General features: G+C 70.4%; 13 protein-coding genes. 6 read left to right on the top strand and 7 right to left on the bottom strand.

Annotated features, from left to right (window positions below; translation table 11 throughout):
* Positions 1 to 110: 110 nt before the first annotated feature.
* Together G361_RS0121450 and G361_RS0121455 are read right to left on the bottom strand one after the other, a co-directional pair.
* Complete coding sequence (locus tag G361_RS0121450) at positions 111 to 1,286, bottom strand: acyl-CoA dehydrogenase family protein (RefSeq protein WP_019929167.1); 1,176 nt, start codon at positions 1,284 to 1,286, stop codon at positions 111 to 113.
* Positions 1,283 to 2,470, bottom strand: a complete 1,188-nt coding sequence (locus tag G361_RS0121455; RefSeq protein WP_019929168.1) for an LLM class flavin-dependent oxidoreductase — start codon at positions 2,468 to 2,470, stop codon at positions 1,283 to 1,285. Before G361_RS0121455 ends, G361_RS0121450 begins: the two co-directional genes overlap by 4 nt.
* A 195-nt stretch (positions 2,471 to 2,665) precedes the next feature.
* Between G361_RS0121455 and G361_RS0121460 the strand changes: the two genes are divergently transcribed.
* Together G361_RS0121460 and G361_RS0121465 are read left to right on the top strand one after the other, a co-directional pair.
* A complete protein-coding gene (locus G361_RS0121460) occupies positions 2,666 to 3,544 on the top strand; it encodes a LysR family transcriptional regulator (RefSeq protein ID WP_036495322.1) in 879 nt (292 codons plus the stop codon).
* On the top strand, positions 3,544 to 4,401 hold the full coding sequence (locus G361_RS0121465; protein WP_019929170.1) for a sulfurtransferase: 858 nt from the start codon (positions 3,544 to 3,546) through the stop codon (positions 4,399 to 4,401). The genes G361_RS0121460 and G361_RS0121465 overlap by 1 nt, the downstream gene beginning before the upstream one ends.
* A 27-nt stretch (positions 4,402 to 4,428) precedes the next feature.
* Here G361_RS0121465 and G361_RS0121470 read toward each other — a convergent pair whose 3' ends face one another.
* Positions 4,429 to 5,775, bottom strand: a complete 1,347-nt coding sequence (locus tag G361_RS0121470; protein WP_155981533.1) for an FAD-binding oxidoreductase — start codon at positions 5,773 to 5,775, stop codon at positions 4,429 to 4,431.
* A 215-nt stretch (positions 5,776 to 5,990) separates the two neighbouring features.
* Between G361_RS0121470 and G361_RS0121475 the strand changes: the two genes are divergently transcribed.
* Positions 5,991 to 6,827 (top strand): SAM-dependent methyltransferase, encoded by an 837-nt coding sequence (locus G361_RS0121475; RefSeq protein WP_019929172.1) that lies wholly within the window; start codon positions 5,991 to 5,993, stop codon positions 6,825 to 6,827.
* Positions 6,828 to 6,843: 16 nt separating this feature from the next.
* On the opposite strand, the gene G361_RS44375 is transcribed toward G361_RS0121475, so the two are convergent.
* A complete protein-coding gene (locus G361_RS44375; RefSeq protein WP_019929173.1) occupies positions 6,844 to 8,319 on the bottom strand; it encodes a hypothetical protein in 1,476 nt (491 codons plus the stop codon).
* Between the two features lie 435 nt (positions 8,320 to 8,754).
* Entirely contained in the window at positions 8,755 to 9,825 is a 1,071-nt protein-coding gene (locus G361_RS0121485; protein ID WP_019929174.1) for a hypothetical protein, read from the bottom strand.
* Between the two features lie 65 nt (positions 9,826 to 9,890).
* Between G361_RS0121485 and G361_RS0121490 the strand changes: the two genes are divergently transcribed.
* The 3 genes from G361_RS0121490 to G361_RS0121500 all read left to right on the top strand — a co-directional run bounded on the left by G361_RS0121490 (position 9,891) and on the right by G361_RS0121500 (position 11,778).
* Positions 9,891 to 10,187: a hypothetical protein gene (locus G361_RS0121490; protein WP_155981534.1), complete on the top strand. Its 297-nt coding sequence runs from the start codon at positions 9,891 to 9,893 to the stop codon at positions 10,185 to 10,187.
* A 352-nt stretch (positions 10,188 to 10,539) separates the two neighbouring features.
* Positions 10,540 to 11,256 carry an MtrAB system response regulator MtrA gene (mtrA, locus tag G361_RS0121495; RefSeq protein ID WP_255359836.1) on the top strand — a complete coding sequence of 239 codons (717 nt, stop codon included), beginning with the start codon at positions 10,540 to 10,542 and terminating at the stop codon, positions 11,254 to 11,256.
* Between the two features lie 3 nt (positions 11,257 to 11,259).
* Positions 11,260 to 11,778 carry an SRPBCC family protein gene (locus G361_RS0121500; RefSeq protein ID WP_019929177.1) on the top strand — a complete coding sequence of 173 codons (519 nt, stop codon included), beginning with the start codon at positions 11,260 to 11,262 and terminating at the stop codon, positions 11,776 to 11,778.
* On the opposite strand, the gene G361_RS0121505 is transcribed toward G361_RS0121500, so the two are convergent.
* Both G361_RS0121505 and G361_RS0121510 read right to left on the bottom strand, forming a co-directional pair.
* Complete coding sequence (locus tag G361_RS0121505) at positions 11,775 to 13,121, bottom strand: hypothetical protein (protein WP_026343326.1); 1,347 nt, start codon at positions 13,119 to 13,121, stop codon at positions 11,775 to 11,777. The genes G361_RS0121500 and G361_RS0121505 overlap by 4 nt on opposite strands.
* Before the next feature lie 166 nt (positions 13,122 to 13,287).
* Positions 13,288 to 14,892 carry a PucR family transcriptional regulator ligand-binding domain-containing protein gene (locus G361_RS0121510; protein ID WP_036494197.1) on the bottom strand — a complete coding sequence of 535 codons (1,605 nt, stop codon included), beginning with the start codon at positions 14,890 to 14,892 and terminating at the stop codon, positions 13,288 to 13,290.
* Positions 14,893 to 15,008: the final 116 nt, after the last annotated feature.

Raw genomic sequence — 15,008 nt, forward strand, 5'->3', positions numbered from 1 at the left:
CGCGGAAGCAGTTCCTCGGTTCGGGCGAGGCGGCGTGCGCCCCGGTGCGGTGACAACGGTTGTCGCGGCAGGGATTCCGCGACGGAGACAGCGGTGTGGTGTGCGGACGGTCAGACGGCCGGGCGCAGTACGGCGCGTCCGGCGGCCAGTACGGCGGCGTCCTCCTGCGGCGGATGCACACGCACACAGAGCACATCGCGCAGATGCCGCTCGAGGTCGTTGTGCCGGGTGAGCGCCGCGTTGCCCAGCGCCGCGACGGCGGTCTGCACCGCCGCCACCACCGAACGCGCGATCTGCGCCTTGACCAGCGAAAGCCGGTGCGGCACCGCCGGTTCGCCCGCGGCGAGCAGCGCGAGCGTGCCGAAGAGCAGGGTCTCGGCCTGCACGATCTGCGCCTCGACCTCGCCCGCCACCGCCTGGATGCGCTCGGTCTCGGCGATCGGGCGGCCCAGTGCGGTCGGTACCCGGCTACGCGCGAAATCGGCGAAGGCGGTGCGCGCCGCGCGGGCGACACCGACATACAGCGCGGCATGCCCGAACGAGGTCGGCCCGGCCGCGACCGCCGGATCGCGGTACACCCCGTCGGTGAACGGGATCTCGGCGAAATTCGCGAACGGCACCGGGACATCGGTGTATTCGACGTCGTGGGTGTTGGAGGCGCGCAGGCCCAGGTGATCCCAGGTCTCGTGCCAGGTGATACCGGGTGCGTCGGCCGGCACCAGCAGATGCGCCACCCGCTGCGGATTCTCGTCGGTGACCGCCCACACCACGTGATAGGCCAGCGCGCTACCGCCGGTGGCGAAGGTCTTGCGCCCGTTGAGGATCCATCCGCCGGTGGTGCGGCGGGCGACTGTGGCAGGCAGGCCGCCGCGGGCCGGCGCGCCGAGTTCCGGCTCCGCGCGGATCGCGTTGACCAGCGCCGGCGCCACCGCCGAGCGGCGCACCAGCTCGGTGTAGACGTCGTCGGGCCAGGTCCCGTGTGCGGCCTGGGTCTGGTGGGTGTTGAGGTTGTTGGCCGCGATCAGCGCCACCGACGGATCGCCCTCGCCCAGCGCGATCAGGATGCGCGCCAGCCCGATCGGGTCGACGGCGGGCCCGCCGTACCGGGTGGCGACCGTCGCGGTGAGGTACCCGCCGCGGTGCGCGGCCGCCAGCCCGGACTCCGGAATCTCGCCGCTGCGGTCGTATTCCCGTGCGGTAGCGGCGATTTCCGCGGTCAGGGCGGCCAGCGCGGGGGCCGACCGATCAGGGACGGTCAGCGCCGGGTGCGCGGTGACGGTACTCACGCCCGGCCCGCCGTCGCGAAGGCGCCCGGATGGTCGGCCTGCAGGCTGCCGCGGCGGCCGGTCGCCTTGCGGTGCGCCAATTCCTCACGGACCAGCGGCAATACGTAGCGGCCGTAGTCGACGACATCGTTGAGGGTGTCGTAGCCGCGGATCGAGACCAGGCCCGCCCCCAGGTCGATGTAGTCGACGATGGCCGCGGCGACCGTCTCCGGGGTGCCGACCAGCGCGGTGGAGGCGCCGTTGCCGTTGGTCGCGGCCGCGGTGCGGGTCCACAGCGCGCGATCGTAAACCTCCTGGCGGCGGGCGAATTCCAGCGCGCGCTGGGAGCCCACGTTCTGCGGCTCGCCCTTGGCGCCGAGCCGGTGGGTGGCCTCCTGGAAGGTGCGGGCGATCCGCTCGACGTACTCCTGCGCCTTCGCCCACGCCAGGTCCTCGGTGCGATCGATGATGGGGCGGAACGTCACCCAGATCCGCGGGCGATCGGCGCGACCGGCCGCGGCGGCGCGGCCGTGCACCCGTTCGATCTGAGACCTGATGTCCGCCAGCGGTTCTCCCCAGAACGAGAAGATGTCGGCCTGCGCGCCACCGATCTCGAACGCGGCGTCGGACTGGCCGCCGATGGAGATCGGGATCGGTCCGGCGTAGGGCGGGAAGCCGGGACCGAAGCCGTCGAACCGGTAGTGCTTCCCCGCATGCGAGAACGGTGCGGTCTCGGTCCAGGACCGCCGCAGGATCTCGATGAATTCGCTGGTGCGCGAATATCTTTCGGCCTTCGGCAGATAGTCGCCCTGGCGGGCCTGCTCGGTGTCGTTGCCGCCGGAGATGAGGTGCACCACGGCCCGGCCCTCGGTGAGCTGGTCCAGCGTCGCCAGTTGCTGCGCGGCGACGGTCGGGAACACTGTGTTCGGGCGCACCGCGACGATCGGCTGCAACCGCTCCGACAGCTGCCCCACCGCCGAGGCCAGCACGAACGAATCGGCGCTGTTCGAGCCGTAGGGCAGCAGGGTGGCGTCGAATCCGGCGTCCTCCAGCGTCCGCACGTAGCGGCGCACGAAGGCGAGGTCGATGCCGCGGCTGGGCAGCGGGTTCAGTTCGGTGGACGGATTGGTGTGGGTGAGGCTGATGAATTCCACCTCCGCGGCGGCGGTGGCGGGCACGTCCGCCGGGGCGGGATCGACGGTCATGAGGGTCCTCTTCCGGTCTGCTCGCTCGATGCAGGACGCAATGTTAGGGAGACACGGAGGGGGGAAACAGATTTCGAATCAGCGCTATAGATAAATTTCGCCGATAGCAACCGATAACGGGAAGTCCGATCGGTGCTTTCGGATCTGCCTGAGTACAAGGGTTTCCCCGCCCGGCGCGCGGACGAGAATTCGACTATGCCGGAACCATTGGATCTGACGCATCTGCGCACGCTGGTGACGATCGCCGATACCGGGGGTTTCCGGCGCGCCGCCGACGCCCTGCACCTGAGCCAGCCGACGGTCAGCCAGCATGTCCGGTTGCTGGAGCGCCGGCTGAAACTGCCGCTGGTGGAGAAGGACGGCCGCGGCTCCCGGTTCACCGCCGACGGCGAGCGCCTGGTGGTGGAGGCCCGGAAACTGCTGGCCGCGCACGACAGCGTGCTGGCGCGCTTCGCCCCGGCGGATCCGCGGCGCATCACCATCGGCTCCACCGAACACGCCGCCGACGGTTTGCTGCCGCAGTTGCTGGGGGTGCTGCGGGCGGCGTATCCGGACGTGTATCTGCACTTCCGGATCGAGCGGTCCACCGCGCTCACCGACGCGGTGCTGAAGGGCACTCTCGATCTGGCGGTGGTACTGGGCGGTAACGGCGATCCGGTCGGCACCGAGGTCGGCGCGCTGGAGCTGCGCTGGGTGGCCGGGCCGCACTGGCAGCCGCCGGCGGTGCCGGGACCGATCTCGCTGGTGGCCTTCGAGGAGCCGTGCGGGCTGCGCCGCCGCGCGGTGCACCGGCTCACCGAGATCGGCTTCGAGGTGTCGGTGACCGCCGAATCCGGCAGTCTGGACGGTGTGCTGGCCGCGGCGCGGGCCGGGCTCGGCATCGCCCTGCTACCCTTCCACACCGCCATCCCCGACGGTGTCGCCGAGGTGCGCGGCCTGCCCGCGATGGGCTCGGTCGACGTGCGGCTGGTGGCCCGGCGCGGACTGGGCAGCGGTATCGAGGCCACCGCCGTCGCGGCGATCGCGGCGCACTACCGTCCCACATCCGACCGACAGCTTCGAGGAGTCGCGTAATGCCTTCCCGCCCGGACACTCTCATCACGGCCGCCGAGCTCGCCGAGCGGCTCGGCAGCGGGGCCCCGACCGGTGTGCTGGACGTGCGCTGGCAGCTGGACCGCCCCGACGGCCGGGAGGCGTACGCGGCGGGCCACATTCCCGGTGCGGTCTACGTGGACCTGGACACCGAACTGTCCGATCACGCGGTGACCGGCCGCGGCCGCCACCCGCTGCCGTCGGGTGCGGCACTGCAGGCGGCGGCCCGGCGCTGGGGTCTGCGCCGCGATGTCCCGGTCGTGGTGTACGACAACTGGAATCGCGCCGGCTCCGCGCGCGCCTGGTGGGTGCTGCGCGCCGCCGGGCTCACCGATGTGCGAATCCTCGACGGCGGCCTCGGCGCCTGGACCACCGGGGGGCACGCCCTCGCCACCGGCGCCGAACCGCCCGAGCCCGGCGATATCGAGATCGGTGTCCCCGACCTGTATTCCGGTGCGGCGCCGACGCTGACCGCGGACGAGGCCGCCGCCCTCGCCGACTCCGGCGTGCTGCTCGACGCGCGCGCCCCCGAGCGCTACCGCGGCGAGGTGGAGCCGGTCGACAAGGTGCCCGGCCACATCCCCGGCGCCCGCAACGTGCCCAGTGGTTCGGTCCTCGACGAGAACGGATTCTTCCGTCCCGCCGCGGAATTGGCGACCGTCTTCGCCGAGGCGAAGGGCGCGGAGCGGGTCGGCGCCTACTGCGGTTCGGGCGTCACCGCCGCCGTGGACCTGGCCGCCCTGCGCATCCTCGGCATCGACGGCGCCCTGTTCCCGGGCTCCTGGTCGCAGTGGAGTTCGGAGCCCGGCCGTCCCGTCGCGGGGGCCGACACGCACTGAGCCACCGGATGTTTCCGGCAGGCGTGGTCAGACGACCTTGCCGGGGTTGAACAACCCGGCGGGATCGAGGGCACGGCGGATCGCCCGCTGGACTTCCAGTGCCGCCGTGCCCTGTTCGCGTGCCAGCCAGCGGCGTTTGAGCACGCCGACGCCGTGCTCGCCGGTGATGGTGCCGCCGAGTTCCAGTGCGGTGGCGAAGATTTCGTCGGCGGCCGCGGTGGCGCGGGCCGCCGCTGCCGGATCGCCGGCGGGCACCACGATGATCGGGTGCAGGTTGCCGTCGCCGGCGTGGCCGAAGGTGTGGATGCGGCTGTCGTGCCGCCGCGCGATCTCGGTGATCCGCCGTACCGCCGCCGCGATGGCCGAGCGGGGTACCGCGATATCCTCGATCAGCACCCGGCCGTGCCGTTCCAGCGCGGGCAGCGCGGCGCGGCGGACCGCGAGCAGCTGATCGGCGGACGCCGGATCGGTGCCCACCTCGACCCGGGAGGTGAACTGCCGGAACGCATCCGCGACCACCTCGGCCTCGGCGCGGGCGCCGAAGCCGTCCGTCTGCGCGATCACGAAGGCGCCGGCGGCGCGCTCCTCGATCCCGAGCAGGTCCCGCGCCTCGCGCAGGGACGCCTCGTCCAGCAGTTCCAGCAGGGCCGGGCGGACCCGGGCCGCGATCACCGCGGACGCGGCGGCGGCCGCGTCGTCGACGTCGTCGAAACTCGCCGCGACGGTGACGGTGTCGACCGGAATCGGCTGCAGCCGGACCGTCGCGGCCACGATCACGCCGAGCGTGCCCTCGGATCCGGTGAACAGTCGGGTGATATCCAGGCCCGCAACGCCTTTCACGGTCCGGCGGCCGGTGTCCAGCAGCTGCCCGTCGGCGAGCACCACGCTCAGCCCGAGTACCGCGTCGGCGGTGACGCCGTACTTCACGCAGCGCAGCCCGCCCGCGGCGGTGGCGATGTTGCCGCCGATGGTGGAGATCGCCGCGCTGGCCGGATCGGGGGCGTATCGCAGACCGAATTCGCCTGCGGCGGAATCGAGTACCGCCGCCGAAACGCCGGGCTGCACCACGGCCAGCTCGTCCGCGGGGGCGATCTCCAGGATGCGGTCCAAACCGCCGACATCGAGCACGAGCGTGCCCGCACCCGCGCAGGCCCCGCCGGCCAGTCCGGTGCCCGCGCCCCGCACCACCACCGAAAGTCCTTGCCCGGCAGCGTAGGTCACCGCCTGCCGGACATCGTCGACGTCGGCCGCGCGCACCAGTACCGCCGGCGCGCCCACCGGCACGTACCCGGACCGGTCCACCCGGTACCGTTCGGGAATCTCCGCGCCCACCAGGACTTCGCCGGTGATCGCCGGCCCGCTCGCACGGCTCATCGGCCCATCTTCACCGCGCCGCGGCCCGCGCACCAGGGTTCCACCGATCGTGATTCCGAACCGGTGGCCGCCGGGATCCGCGATCGGTGCGCCGCCGCGATTTCCACAGCATGTGCACAACCTCGGGGGAATGTCGGCGGTAGTTCCGCGAGAATGCCGGGGATGCGGGAGACTTGACGGCAATGTCGCAACCGAAGATGCCAGGGGAGTTCCCGATGTCATCACAATCGCCGGTCACATATCCGAGCGTCGCGCCCGTGGGGGTGGACATCTCGCGAGCGAGTATCGCGCGAGTTTACGATGCCTTCCTCGGTGGCAAGGACAACTTCGAGATCGACCGCCAGGTCTTCGAGAACGTGAAGAAAGTCGCGCCGGGCGCGGCCGAATTGGCGCTGGCCAACCGGGACTTCCTGATCCGCGCGACACGATTTCTGGCGCAGAAGGCCGGTATCCGCCAGTTTCTCGATCTCGGGTCGGGGCTGCCCACCGCGGAGAACACCCACCAGGTGGTGCAGCGTATCGTCCCGAACGCGCGGGTCGTGTACGTCGACAACGATCCGATGGTGCTCGCCCACGCCCGCGCGCTGCTCGAGGACAATCCGGACACCTCGATCGTCACCGCCGACATCTTCCGGCCGCTCGAGGTTCTCGGCAACGAGATCATCCGCGACGAACTGGATTTCGACAGTCCACTCGCACTGTTCCAGATCGGCACCCTGCACCATTATCTCGGCGACGATTCGGCGGCATTGATGCAGACCTACATCGATGCGCTCGCACCCGGTTCCTATGTGGCGATCTGCCATTTCCACGATCCCGAGGTGCCCGAATTGACCGAATTGGCCGAACATATGGAGGACAAATTCATCCACAGTCCGATGGGCAGTGGACGTTTCCGTACCTTCCCGGCGATCGAGGCGATGTTCGGCGATCTGGAAATGGTGCCGCCCGGTCTGGTCGTCGCCGACGACTGGTGGCCCACCGGCCCGCATCTGGCGCCGTTGTCGCCCGTCCGCCGCTGTGTCGCCGCCGGTATCGGCCGCAAGAAGTAGCCGATACCGGCGATATTCAGACCGGTTGCCGCAGGGTCGGTTCACCGGCCTCGGCATCGGTGGCGGTGACCGCGGGCGGTCGCGGCGCGAGGGTGCGCCGGCCGCCGCCGAGTCCGTCGCCGCCGTGCGTACCGGCCGGATTCACCATCGCCCGGTCCGAATCGCCGGTGTCCGCCCAAGTTTCGCGTTGCAGGACGAAGCGCGAGCCGTGCTGCGCGATCAGCGTGACATCCTCCAGACCCGGGATGTGTTCCTCGGAACGCACCGCGTCCGAACCGTGTCCGGTGGCCCGGATCTCGCCGCCCACCGCCAGCGCGCCGATCAGCCCGTCGACGTGCACGGTGGCCAAACCGTCTCCGCTGGTGTGGATTTCGCCGCCGACGAACAGCGCCTCGATCACACTGCCCGGCTCGATCCGCAGGGCCGACGCCGTCGGCGGTGGCTGATCCGAATAGTGGCCCGCGAACGCCTCGCCGCCGTGGGTGCACAGCGTCTCGATGATCTCCAGCCGCCGCAGCCGGCAACCGATGCGGGCGCCGATCGACCCGTCACCGTGGGTGACGATGGTGGTGAAGGTGGCCTCCCCCATCGACCCGCACTCCAGGTCGAATCCGTTGGCGCGGTGGCCGAACGTCTCCAGCGAGCCCAGGAACTCGAGCCGGGTGATCGCGCCCCGATTGCGAAATCCGCTGCCGCCGGTGCCTTTCGACCGCACCGGGCCCTGCACCGTCCACTGCGCCACCTCGCCCCAGTTGTCGAAGGCGAGATCGTTGTGGCCGTAGGTGGTCACCGGCCCGGCCGCCACCACATGCCCGATCTGGGCGCCGGACAGCACCAGCAGGCCGCCGCCGATCAGATCGGTGGTGGTCGGCGGGATATGACCGTCGGCGTGGATCTCGTTGGTGCGCAACCGTTTCACACCCAGCGTGCCGGCGCCGGGCGCGCCGCAGACCAGCACCCCGCAACCACGGATCGGATGTTCGACGGTGCCGGCGCCGATGTCCAGGAGATCGGCGGTGACGACCACCTCCGGATCGGCGCTGCGGTTCCACAGGGTGAACCCGCCCTGGATGGTCTCCACGCCGTAGCCCGACGGCCGGTCGCTGCGACCGCGCACATCGGCCTCCTCGACGCGCAGGCCCTCGATGCGCAGATGACCGCCGCGCACCCGCCCGCCGACGGTGAAGGCGACCTGCCCGATCGTCCGCACCTGCCGAAGCCACAGCGTGCCGAAATCCTCGATCTCGAGGTCGTTGTACACCGCGACCTCGTCGACCGGCGATACGACGGCGATATCGTCGAGCACGTTGTCGCAGGTCAGGCGGACCCCCTTACCGCCGAAGCAGAGGGTGCCGCCGGTCAGCATCACCCCCGGGGCCAGCGTGATCCGGGGAACCCCGCAGATCGTGCCCAGCACCTCGATCACATCGAACCGGCGCTCCACCGCATCGAGCAGTGCCGCGACCGTCGCGACCGTCTTCGACGTGCTCATGACAGCGGCGCATCCGGACGCTCGGACGGCAATCGCGTGAACCGGCCCGGAAAACCCACGGGCAGCGCTGCCGTGATGACGACGGAAAGGTCGGTATCGTTCATCCGGAACTCCGATCGTGCAAAGAATACGGATGGGGACGTTCGGACCGTCGTCGGTCCGTGCACGGTGACATCGAGGGGGTTCCGCGGGCCCGCACAATTGCGCGACCGGACGACCCGGCTCCGATGTGCTGCCGGATGTGCTGCCTTTCAGGGGATTCGACGGGCTACCCTGTAGAACCTAGCATCGGGCATCGTTGCGGTACATGGCTCGATGCATTCCGGTGGCTCTCATGAAACCCCGCCGTTACCCCTGCCGAGCGGTATCTCCGGACGGTTCCGGGAACGGGTCGCCGCGGCCGAAATTCGATGGTATTCCACCGGTTCGGCATAATTAGCCAGAAGATTGCTGGATATTTTCTCGGCGGATGTGCTGACGCGAGTAGCGATGCCGGACCGTGGACAGCGGCCCCGGCGCGCGCCGCCGATCGATCAGCAGGACGCCGAGTCCGCAGCCGGCCGTGACCGCCGCGGCGACCACTCCCGGCGCCGACTGGTGCGAGACGTCGGTGGAGCGGTACCAGTACGGCGAATACGCCAGCCGCCCGAAATCCCGCCCGCGCATGGCCATTCCCGCCGACGGCACCACCAGTACCGACAGCGCGAGCACGATGCTGGTCGGATACAGCGGCGCCGTGGACGCGAAACCGTATCCGGCGACGAAAGTCGCTGCGCCGCAACCGAGTACGGGCAGCAGGAAACTGCTCGGCGCGGCCAGCGGGGCGGCGCTGCCCGCGAGGGCGAGCACGAGCACCAGCACGATCGCGATCCCCGGGGACGGCCGCCGGCGCCCGGCGTACAGGCCCAGGGCCAGGGCCGCGATCGGCACCGGCAGTGCCCAGTCCGGCCGCGGCACCAGGATCAGCACGCTGCCGGCCGCCGAGAACGCCACCGCCAGCAGCAGGGGCAGGCCCTCCCGGCCGGGGAGGACCAGCGCGGCCCCGACGACGGCCGAGACCACGACCACGACCGCGACGGCGGTCACCGTGAGCCGGTCACCCGAGCGCACCAGCCACTCCGAGGTCCACAGCACCGCGGGAATCGCGAGCGCGGCGGCCAGGATCGGGCCCATGGGGATCAGCCCGAGCGGGCTGTTGATCGAATCGGGCCCGTTCCGGTGGGTCACGATGCTCGCGATCAGCAAGACCAGCACCGCGACGACCGCCAGTACCGAGGGCGCCTGCAGCACCACGAGCTCGCTCGGTGACATGCCCGTCCGGTCGGCGGGGGATTCGGCCAGATCACCGAGTTCGGCGCCGAGCAGACCGCCGAACAGGTACGCGGCGGCGGTCCGGCGCCGACGCCAGGCGACCGCGCCGATCACGCCCAGCAGCACACCGCCGAAGAACGAGTCGAGGTAGTTCAGCGTGGACAACATGTCGTTGCCGGCGCCGCGCAACAGCAACCGGTCCCACCAGCAGCACCACCGCCGCGACGATCGCGCCGATCCGCCCGGCGGTGTTGCCCAGCGTGACGGTCACCGCCGCGGCGATCACCGCCGCGAACGAGCCGGCCGCGGTCGCCCGGGGGACATCGAAGAGCATCAGATCCACCCGCAGCGGCCGGTCCCGCGCCATCCAGGCCGATTTGAGGGGGATCGTCAACGTCAGTCCGGCGACCGCGGCCGCGGCCCACACGGTGACCGGGTCGAGGAGGTCGCGTACCGCGCGCACGAAACCGACGCTACCGGCCTACCAAGATTTGCTGATCATTTGCCGTACTATCGGTACGGAATTGATCCGCCGAATATCATTTCTGTCGAATTAAAGTAACGACTCGGGATCAAATAGCCGCACCGGACGTGTTTTGTATCTCCGGAGGTTGCCTGAACTCGGGTAACGAAACTAGCGTCGGTCACGACCTGGACATATTTGCCCCGCCGGTCCGGGTACGGAGGGAATGACCCGATACGAAGCGCGGCAGACAGAATGGAGTCGGTGTGAGTCAACAAATCCGTCCCGGCACGCCCCGGTATCTACCGGATTACACGAAGTACGCGGAGACCGCCGAACCGGCAGGTCCCGACGTGATGTTGCGGACCGCGACCGAACCGCGGCCGGTCGAGGATCTCGCCCGCGGCAGTATCCGCATCACGCATCGCCCGCAGATCCGCACCGCGATCGACGCCGGACCGGACCGGAATCGCGACCGTCAGGTCAAACCGCGGATCCTGATCGTCGACGACGATCTGGCGCTCACCGAAATGCTCACGATCGTGCTGGGCAAACAGGGATACGAGCCCTACGCGATCAACAACGGCGCCCAGGCGCTGGACGCGGTCCGCGATCTGCGACCGGATCTGGTGCTGCTGGATCTGATGTTGCCGGGAATGAACGGCGTCGACGTGTGCCGCACGCTGCGCGGCGAATCGGTCAATGTGCCGATCCTGATGCTCACCGCCAAGACCGACACCATCGACGTGGTCGTCGGCCTGGAATCGGGAGCGGACGACTACGTCGCCAAGCCGTTCAAGCCGAAGGAACTCATCGCCCGCGTGCGGGCCCGGCTGCGCCGCGCCACCGACGAGCCGATCGAGCAGCTGACCATCGGCGACGTGGACATCGACGTGCCCGCGCACAAGGTGACCCGCGGCGAGCGGATGATCTCGCTGACGCCGATCGAATTCGATCTGCTGGTCACCCTGGCCCGCAAGCCGAATCAGGTGTTCACCCGCGAGATGCTGCTGGAGCAGGTGTGGGGCTATCGGCATTCGGCCGACACCCGGCTGGTCAACGTGCACGTGCAGCGACTGCGCGCGAAATTGGAGAAGGATCCGGACAATCCGGAGATCGTCGTGACGGTCCGCGGGGTCGGCTACAAGGCGGGCCCGCGGTAATCCATGACCGATCACGACACCTGGATCGTCGGCGACAGTAGTGCCGTCACCTTCGACGCCCCGGCCCACGCCGTGTTCGATCTCGTGACCCAGGCCAGGTTCTGGCCGGAATGGCACGTGTCGAGTCACGGCATCGCCGGGGTGACCCAGCGGCCCTATCGGGTCGGTGACATCGTCTACGAATTCGGGCAGCTCGACGACGGCACCGAACATCATCTGGTGTGGCAGTGCGTCGAACAGGAATACGGCAGGAATTCCCTGCTGGTGGAGGAGACCCTCGGCGTCGGCCTGCGCTACCGGCTGATCGAGGACGACGCCGGGCACACCACCTTCACCCGCGACACGCTGTACCACCCCGGATCCGCCCACGACGAGCACGCCCGCGCGCTGATCGCCGAGGCCGGCGCGGCGAGCATGCCGGGTATCCATCGGCACGTCGGCCGGTTGCTGGCCCGGGAACGCGACAGCCTCCGGTCGGCGCCGGCCACCGCCGCGGCCGCGCTGTACCGGCCCGTCGTCTAGGCGAACTTACCGCCGAGCGCCCGGCCGGGCAGGCGCCGGATGTGGCCGGCCGTGACCGGCCGCAGCTGCCGCAGGAGCAGGATTCCGAGGGTGCAGCCGAGGGTGACCGCCACGGCCACGATCGGCGGCAGCAGACCCTCGGTGCCGTTCGGATCCCGGTACCAGTTCGGCGAATAGCCGACCGTGCCGTTCTCGTGCCCGCGCAACGCCACGATCATGCACGGCGCGACCAGGATCACGATGCCCAGCACCATGCCCGAGACGGTGTGCGGCACCGCGGCGCCGAATGCGTATCCGAGCACGAATGCCGTTGCCGTACAACCGATCACCGGTAGCAGGAGATAGGTGTGGGCGATACCGCAGGTCAGGACGGCGTACACCGCCAGCGCGGTGGTGAGCCCGGCCGCGACCAACGGCGCGGGCCGCAGCCGGCCGGCCAGGAAGCCGAGCGCGAGCGCCGCGAGCGTGAGCGACCAGCTCCATCGCGGATGCGGCACGGCCACCACGGCGCTGCCCGCCGACGCCGTCGCGGTCGCCAGGAGGATCAGCGTGCCGTCCTGTCCGGGCAGCAGCAGCGCCGCCACGAGCGCGGCCCCGGCCAGCACCAGAATCTCGCAGACGAGGCCGGCGGCGCCGAAGTCGTAGCGCGCGGTCCATTCCGAGGTGGTGGTGACGACGGTCAGCATCAGCGCCCCGGCCAGGATCGGCACCAGGGGGACGTTGCTGATCACGGTGCTCTCGGAGACGATCGGCGCCTGGTCGCGATGCCAGTACAGGCCCACGCCGAGCAGCACCACCGCCAGGACCGACAGCCACAGCGGCGGGGCGGCGGCGTACAGCCAGCGCCACCGGGACATCGCCGCACCGGCCTCCGGCATCTGGAGCTGGTCACCGATGACGATCCCGCAGAGGATCCCGACGGTGTAGGCCGTCCCCACGCCGGGCCGGCGCAGGGTCGCCGCCGCCAGCGCGCCGACCAGGATGCCCGCCGTCACGCATTCGATGAAGTTGACGATGGCCAGCGATCCGCTGCTCACCGGGCCGGAGATGGCGATCGCGCAGATCAGCAGCACCGAGGCGGCGACGAAGGAGGCACACCAGGCCACCCGGGCGCCGAAGATCATGGCGTAGACCGCGGCCACCACCGCGAGCATGGCGCCGGCCGCCGCCGAGCGCGGGGCGTTCAGCACCGTGAGGCTGACCTCCAGCGCCGAGGTGTTGCCCATCATCCGCGGGTCCAGCGGGACCATCAACGACAGCCCGGCCACCACCGCGCCGCTGCACGCGGCGGCGCTCTCCACGATTCGCCGGGTCTGGAACCCGGAAGCCGGCGCAGTCGTCACGATGACCTTTCTGACCCGTTCACCCGTTCCGGTACTGCCGCCCGGAAGTACTACCGTCCGGAAGTTCGGCAGATCTTCAGCCAACACGATGCCGGAGGTGGTGACAACGACGGAAACCGTTCCGTGACACGGTCGGTCGTGCTGTTACCGATACCTTCGGGCTCGGCTACGGGCGGCGTAGCATCTCGTCGGCTATCACGGCCAGGTGCAGCGACACCCGGATGTCGGGATCGTCCAGATCCACCCGCAGCAGCGCGGCGATCTTCGCCAGCCGGTCGTAGAACGCGGGCCGGGACATGCTGAGGCTGGCGGCGGCCCCGGACTTGTTGCCCGGGAAGCGCAGCAACGCCCGTAGCGCGTCCATCAGATCGCCCGCGTAGCGCTCGTCGTATTCGCGCAGCGGCCGCAGTTCGCGATCGACGAACAGGCTCAGCCGCTCGTCGTCGCCGAGGACGGTCAGCAGGCCGCGCACGTGCACATCGTCGATGCGGTGCACCGGACGGCCGGTGGCCTCCTGCGGTACGGACTCGACCACGTGCCGGGCCTCCTTCAGGGTGCGGTCGGCCAGGTGGATCCGCGCCACCGTCCGGCCCACCCCGAACACCACCGGATGCCGCCGGGCCACCCGCTCGGCGATCTCGTCGACCACCGCGCGGGCATCGGCCTCGGCGGCGATCGACAGCAGGGCCCGGATCTCGCCCTCCACGGTCGCGACCAGGGCGGGCACGGCCGATTCGCGCGCGGCCCGGACCAGTGCGGCGATCACGTCGTCGGCCAGGGAGGACGGCGGGCCGCCCGGCCGGTCCATCGGCAGTACCGGGCGCACCGCGACGCCGACGAAGACCCGGCCGGTCACCGCCAGGCCCAGCAGTTCGCAGCGCTGGGGCAGCTCGGGGGCGTCCGGATCGGTCAGGATGGCCAGCAGCAGTTCGTGGTGGGTGCGGCGGACCAGCCCGCTGCGGTTCTGATCGTGCAGCCGGTACATGGCCAGCGCGGCCGCGGCCCGCTCGATCATCGCGATCAGCCGCTGCGGCGGCGGGCCCGGCACCTGCAACACCAGCCGGCCCCAGCCGCGATCGCGGCGGCCCAGCCGGGTCACCAGCCAGCCGTCGGCCTCGTGCCACAGGGTGCGGCTGGTGGTCTCCACGGCACGGGAACGGGTCTGCCAATTGGTGAGGAAGCCGGCGATGTCCGCGCTGCCGGACCGGTAGTCGACCACCCGGTGCTGTTCGTCCTCGAGCACCACGGCGGCGCCGGACAGCTGCTGCACCGCGTCCAGGATCTGGGCCGGGCCCGCCTCGGCGATGCTCAGTTCGGTGAAGGTGTCGTGCACCCGCTGCGCCTCACGCAGTTCCTCGAGCTGCTCCTCCACGATGCGCTCCCCCACCGACTGGGTCACCGCCGCGAAACTGGTCTCCCGGGCCAGCACGATCAGCGGCAGCCCGCGCGACTCGCAGGCCAGCACCAGCGGATGCGGTACCGCCGTCCAGCGCCGGCCCAGCTCCACGACCAGGCCCGCGACGCCCCGGGCCACCAGGCTCGCGACGAATTCGTCCAGGCCGGACCGGCTGCCGGGCAGCGCGATACCGGTGGTGAGGACCAGGTCACCGGACCGCAACAGGGGTGCGACATCCGCGAGTTCGGTGGCGTGCACCCAGCGGACCTCGCCGTCGGCGCCGGACCGGCCGGCCACCAGCTCGGCCCCACCGGCCCGCAGCACCGGCATGCGGAGGACGTCGCGAATTGTCAGCAATCGAGCACCGGCCTGCATACTGTCGGAATATCGGGACCTGATACTACAGTCTGTCTCTCGCCTCCCGGCTCGCGGCCGACGAGAATCGAGGACGGTAGGACCGTCCGCGCGACGGCTCGCGACACAGGGAGAGA

Origin of the sequence: Nocardia sp. BMG111209 (genome assembly GCF_000381925.1) — a bacterium.
Classification (GTDB): Bacteria; Actinomycetota; Actinomycetes; order Mycobacteriales; family Mycobacteriaceae; genus Nocardia.

Excerpts from the sequence above, each read along its gene's own strand:
- G361_RS0121455 (WP_019929168.1), bottom strand. The coding sequence starts at position 2,470 with ATGACCGTCGATCCCGCCCCGGCGGACGTGCCCGCCACCGCCGCCGCG.
- G361_RS0121460 (WP_036495322.1), top strand. The coding sequence starts at position 2,666 with ATGCCGGAACCATTGGATCTGACGCATCTGCGCACGCTGGTGACGATC.
- G361_RS0121465 (WP_019929170.1), top strand. The coding sequence starts at position 3,544 with ATGCCTTCCCGCCCGGACACTCTCATCACGGCCGCCGAGCTCGCCGAG.
- G361_RS0121470 (WP_155981533.1), bottom strand. The coding sequence starts at position 5,775 with ATGAGCCGTGCGAGCGGGCCGGCGATCACCGGCGAAGTCCTGGTGGGC.
- G361_RS0121475 (WP_019929172.1), top strand. The coding sequence starts at position 5,991 with ATGTCATCACAATCGCCGGTCACATATCCGAGCGTCGCGCCCGTGGGG.
- G361_RS44375 (WP_019929173.1), bottom strand. The coding sequence starts at position 8,319 with ATGAGCACGTCGAAGACGGTCGCGACGGTCGCGGCACTGCTCGATGCG.
- G361_RS0121500 (WP_019929177.1), top strand. The coding sequence starts at position 11,260 with ATGACCGATCACGACACCTGGATCGTCGGCGACAGTAGTGCCGTCACC.
- G361_RS0121510 (WP_036494197.1), bottom strand. The coding sequence starts at position 14,892 with ATGCAGGCCGGTGCTCGATTGCTGACAATTCGCGACGTCCTCCGCATG.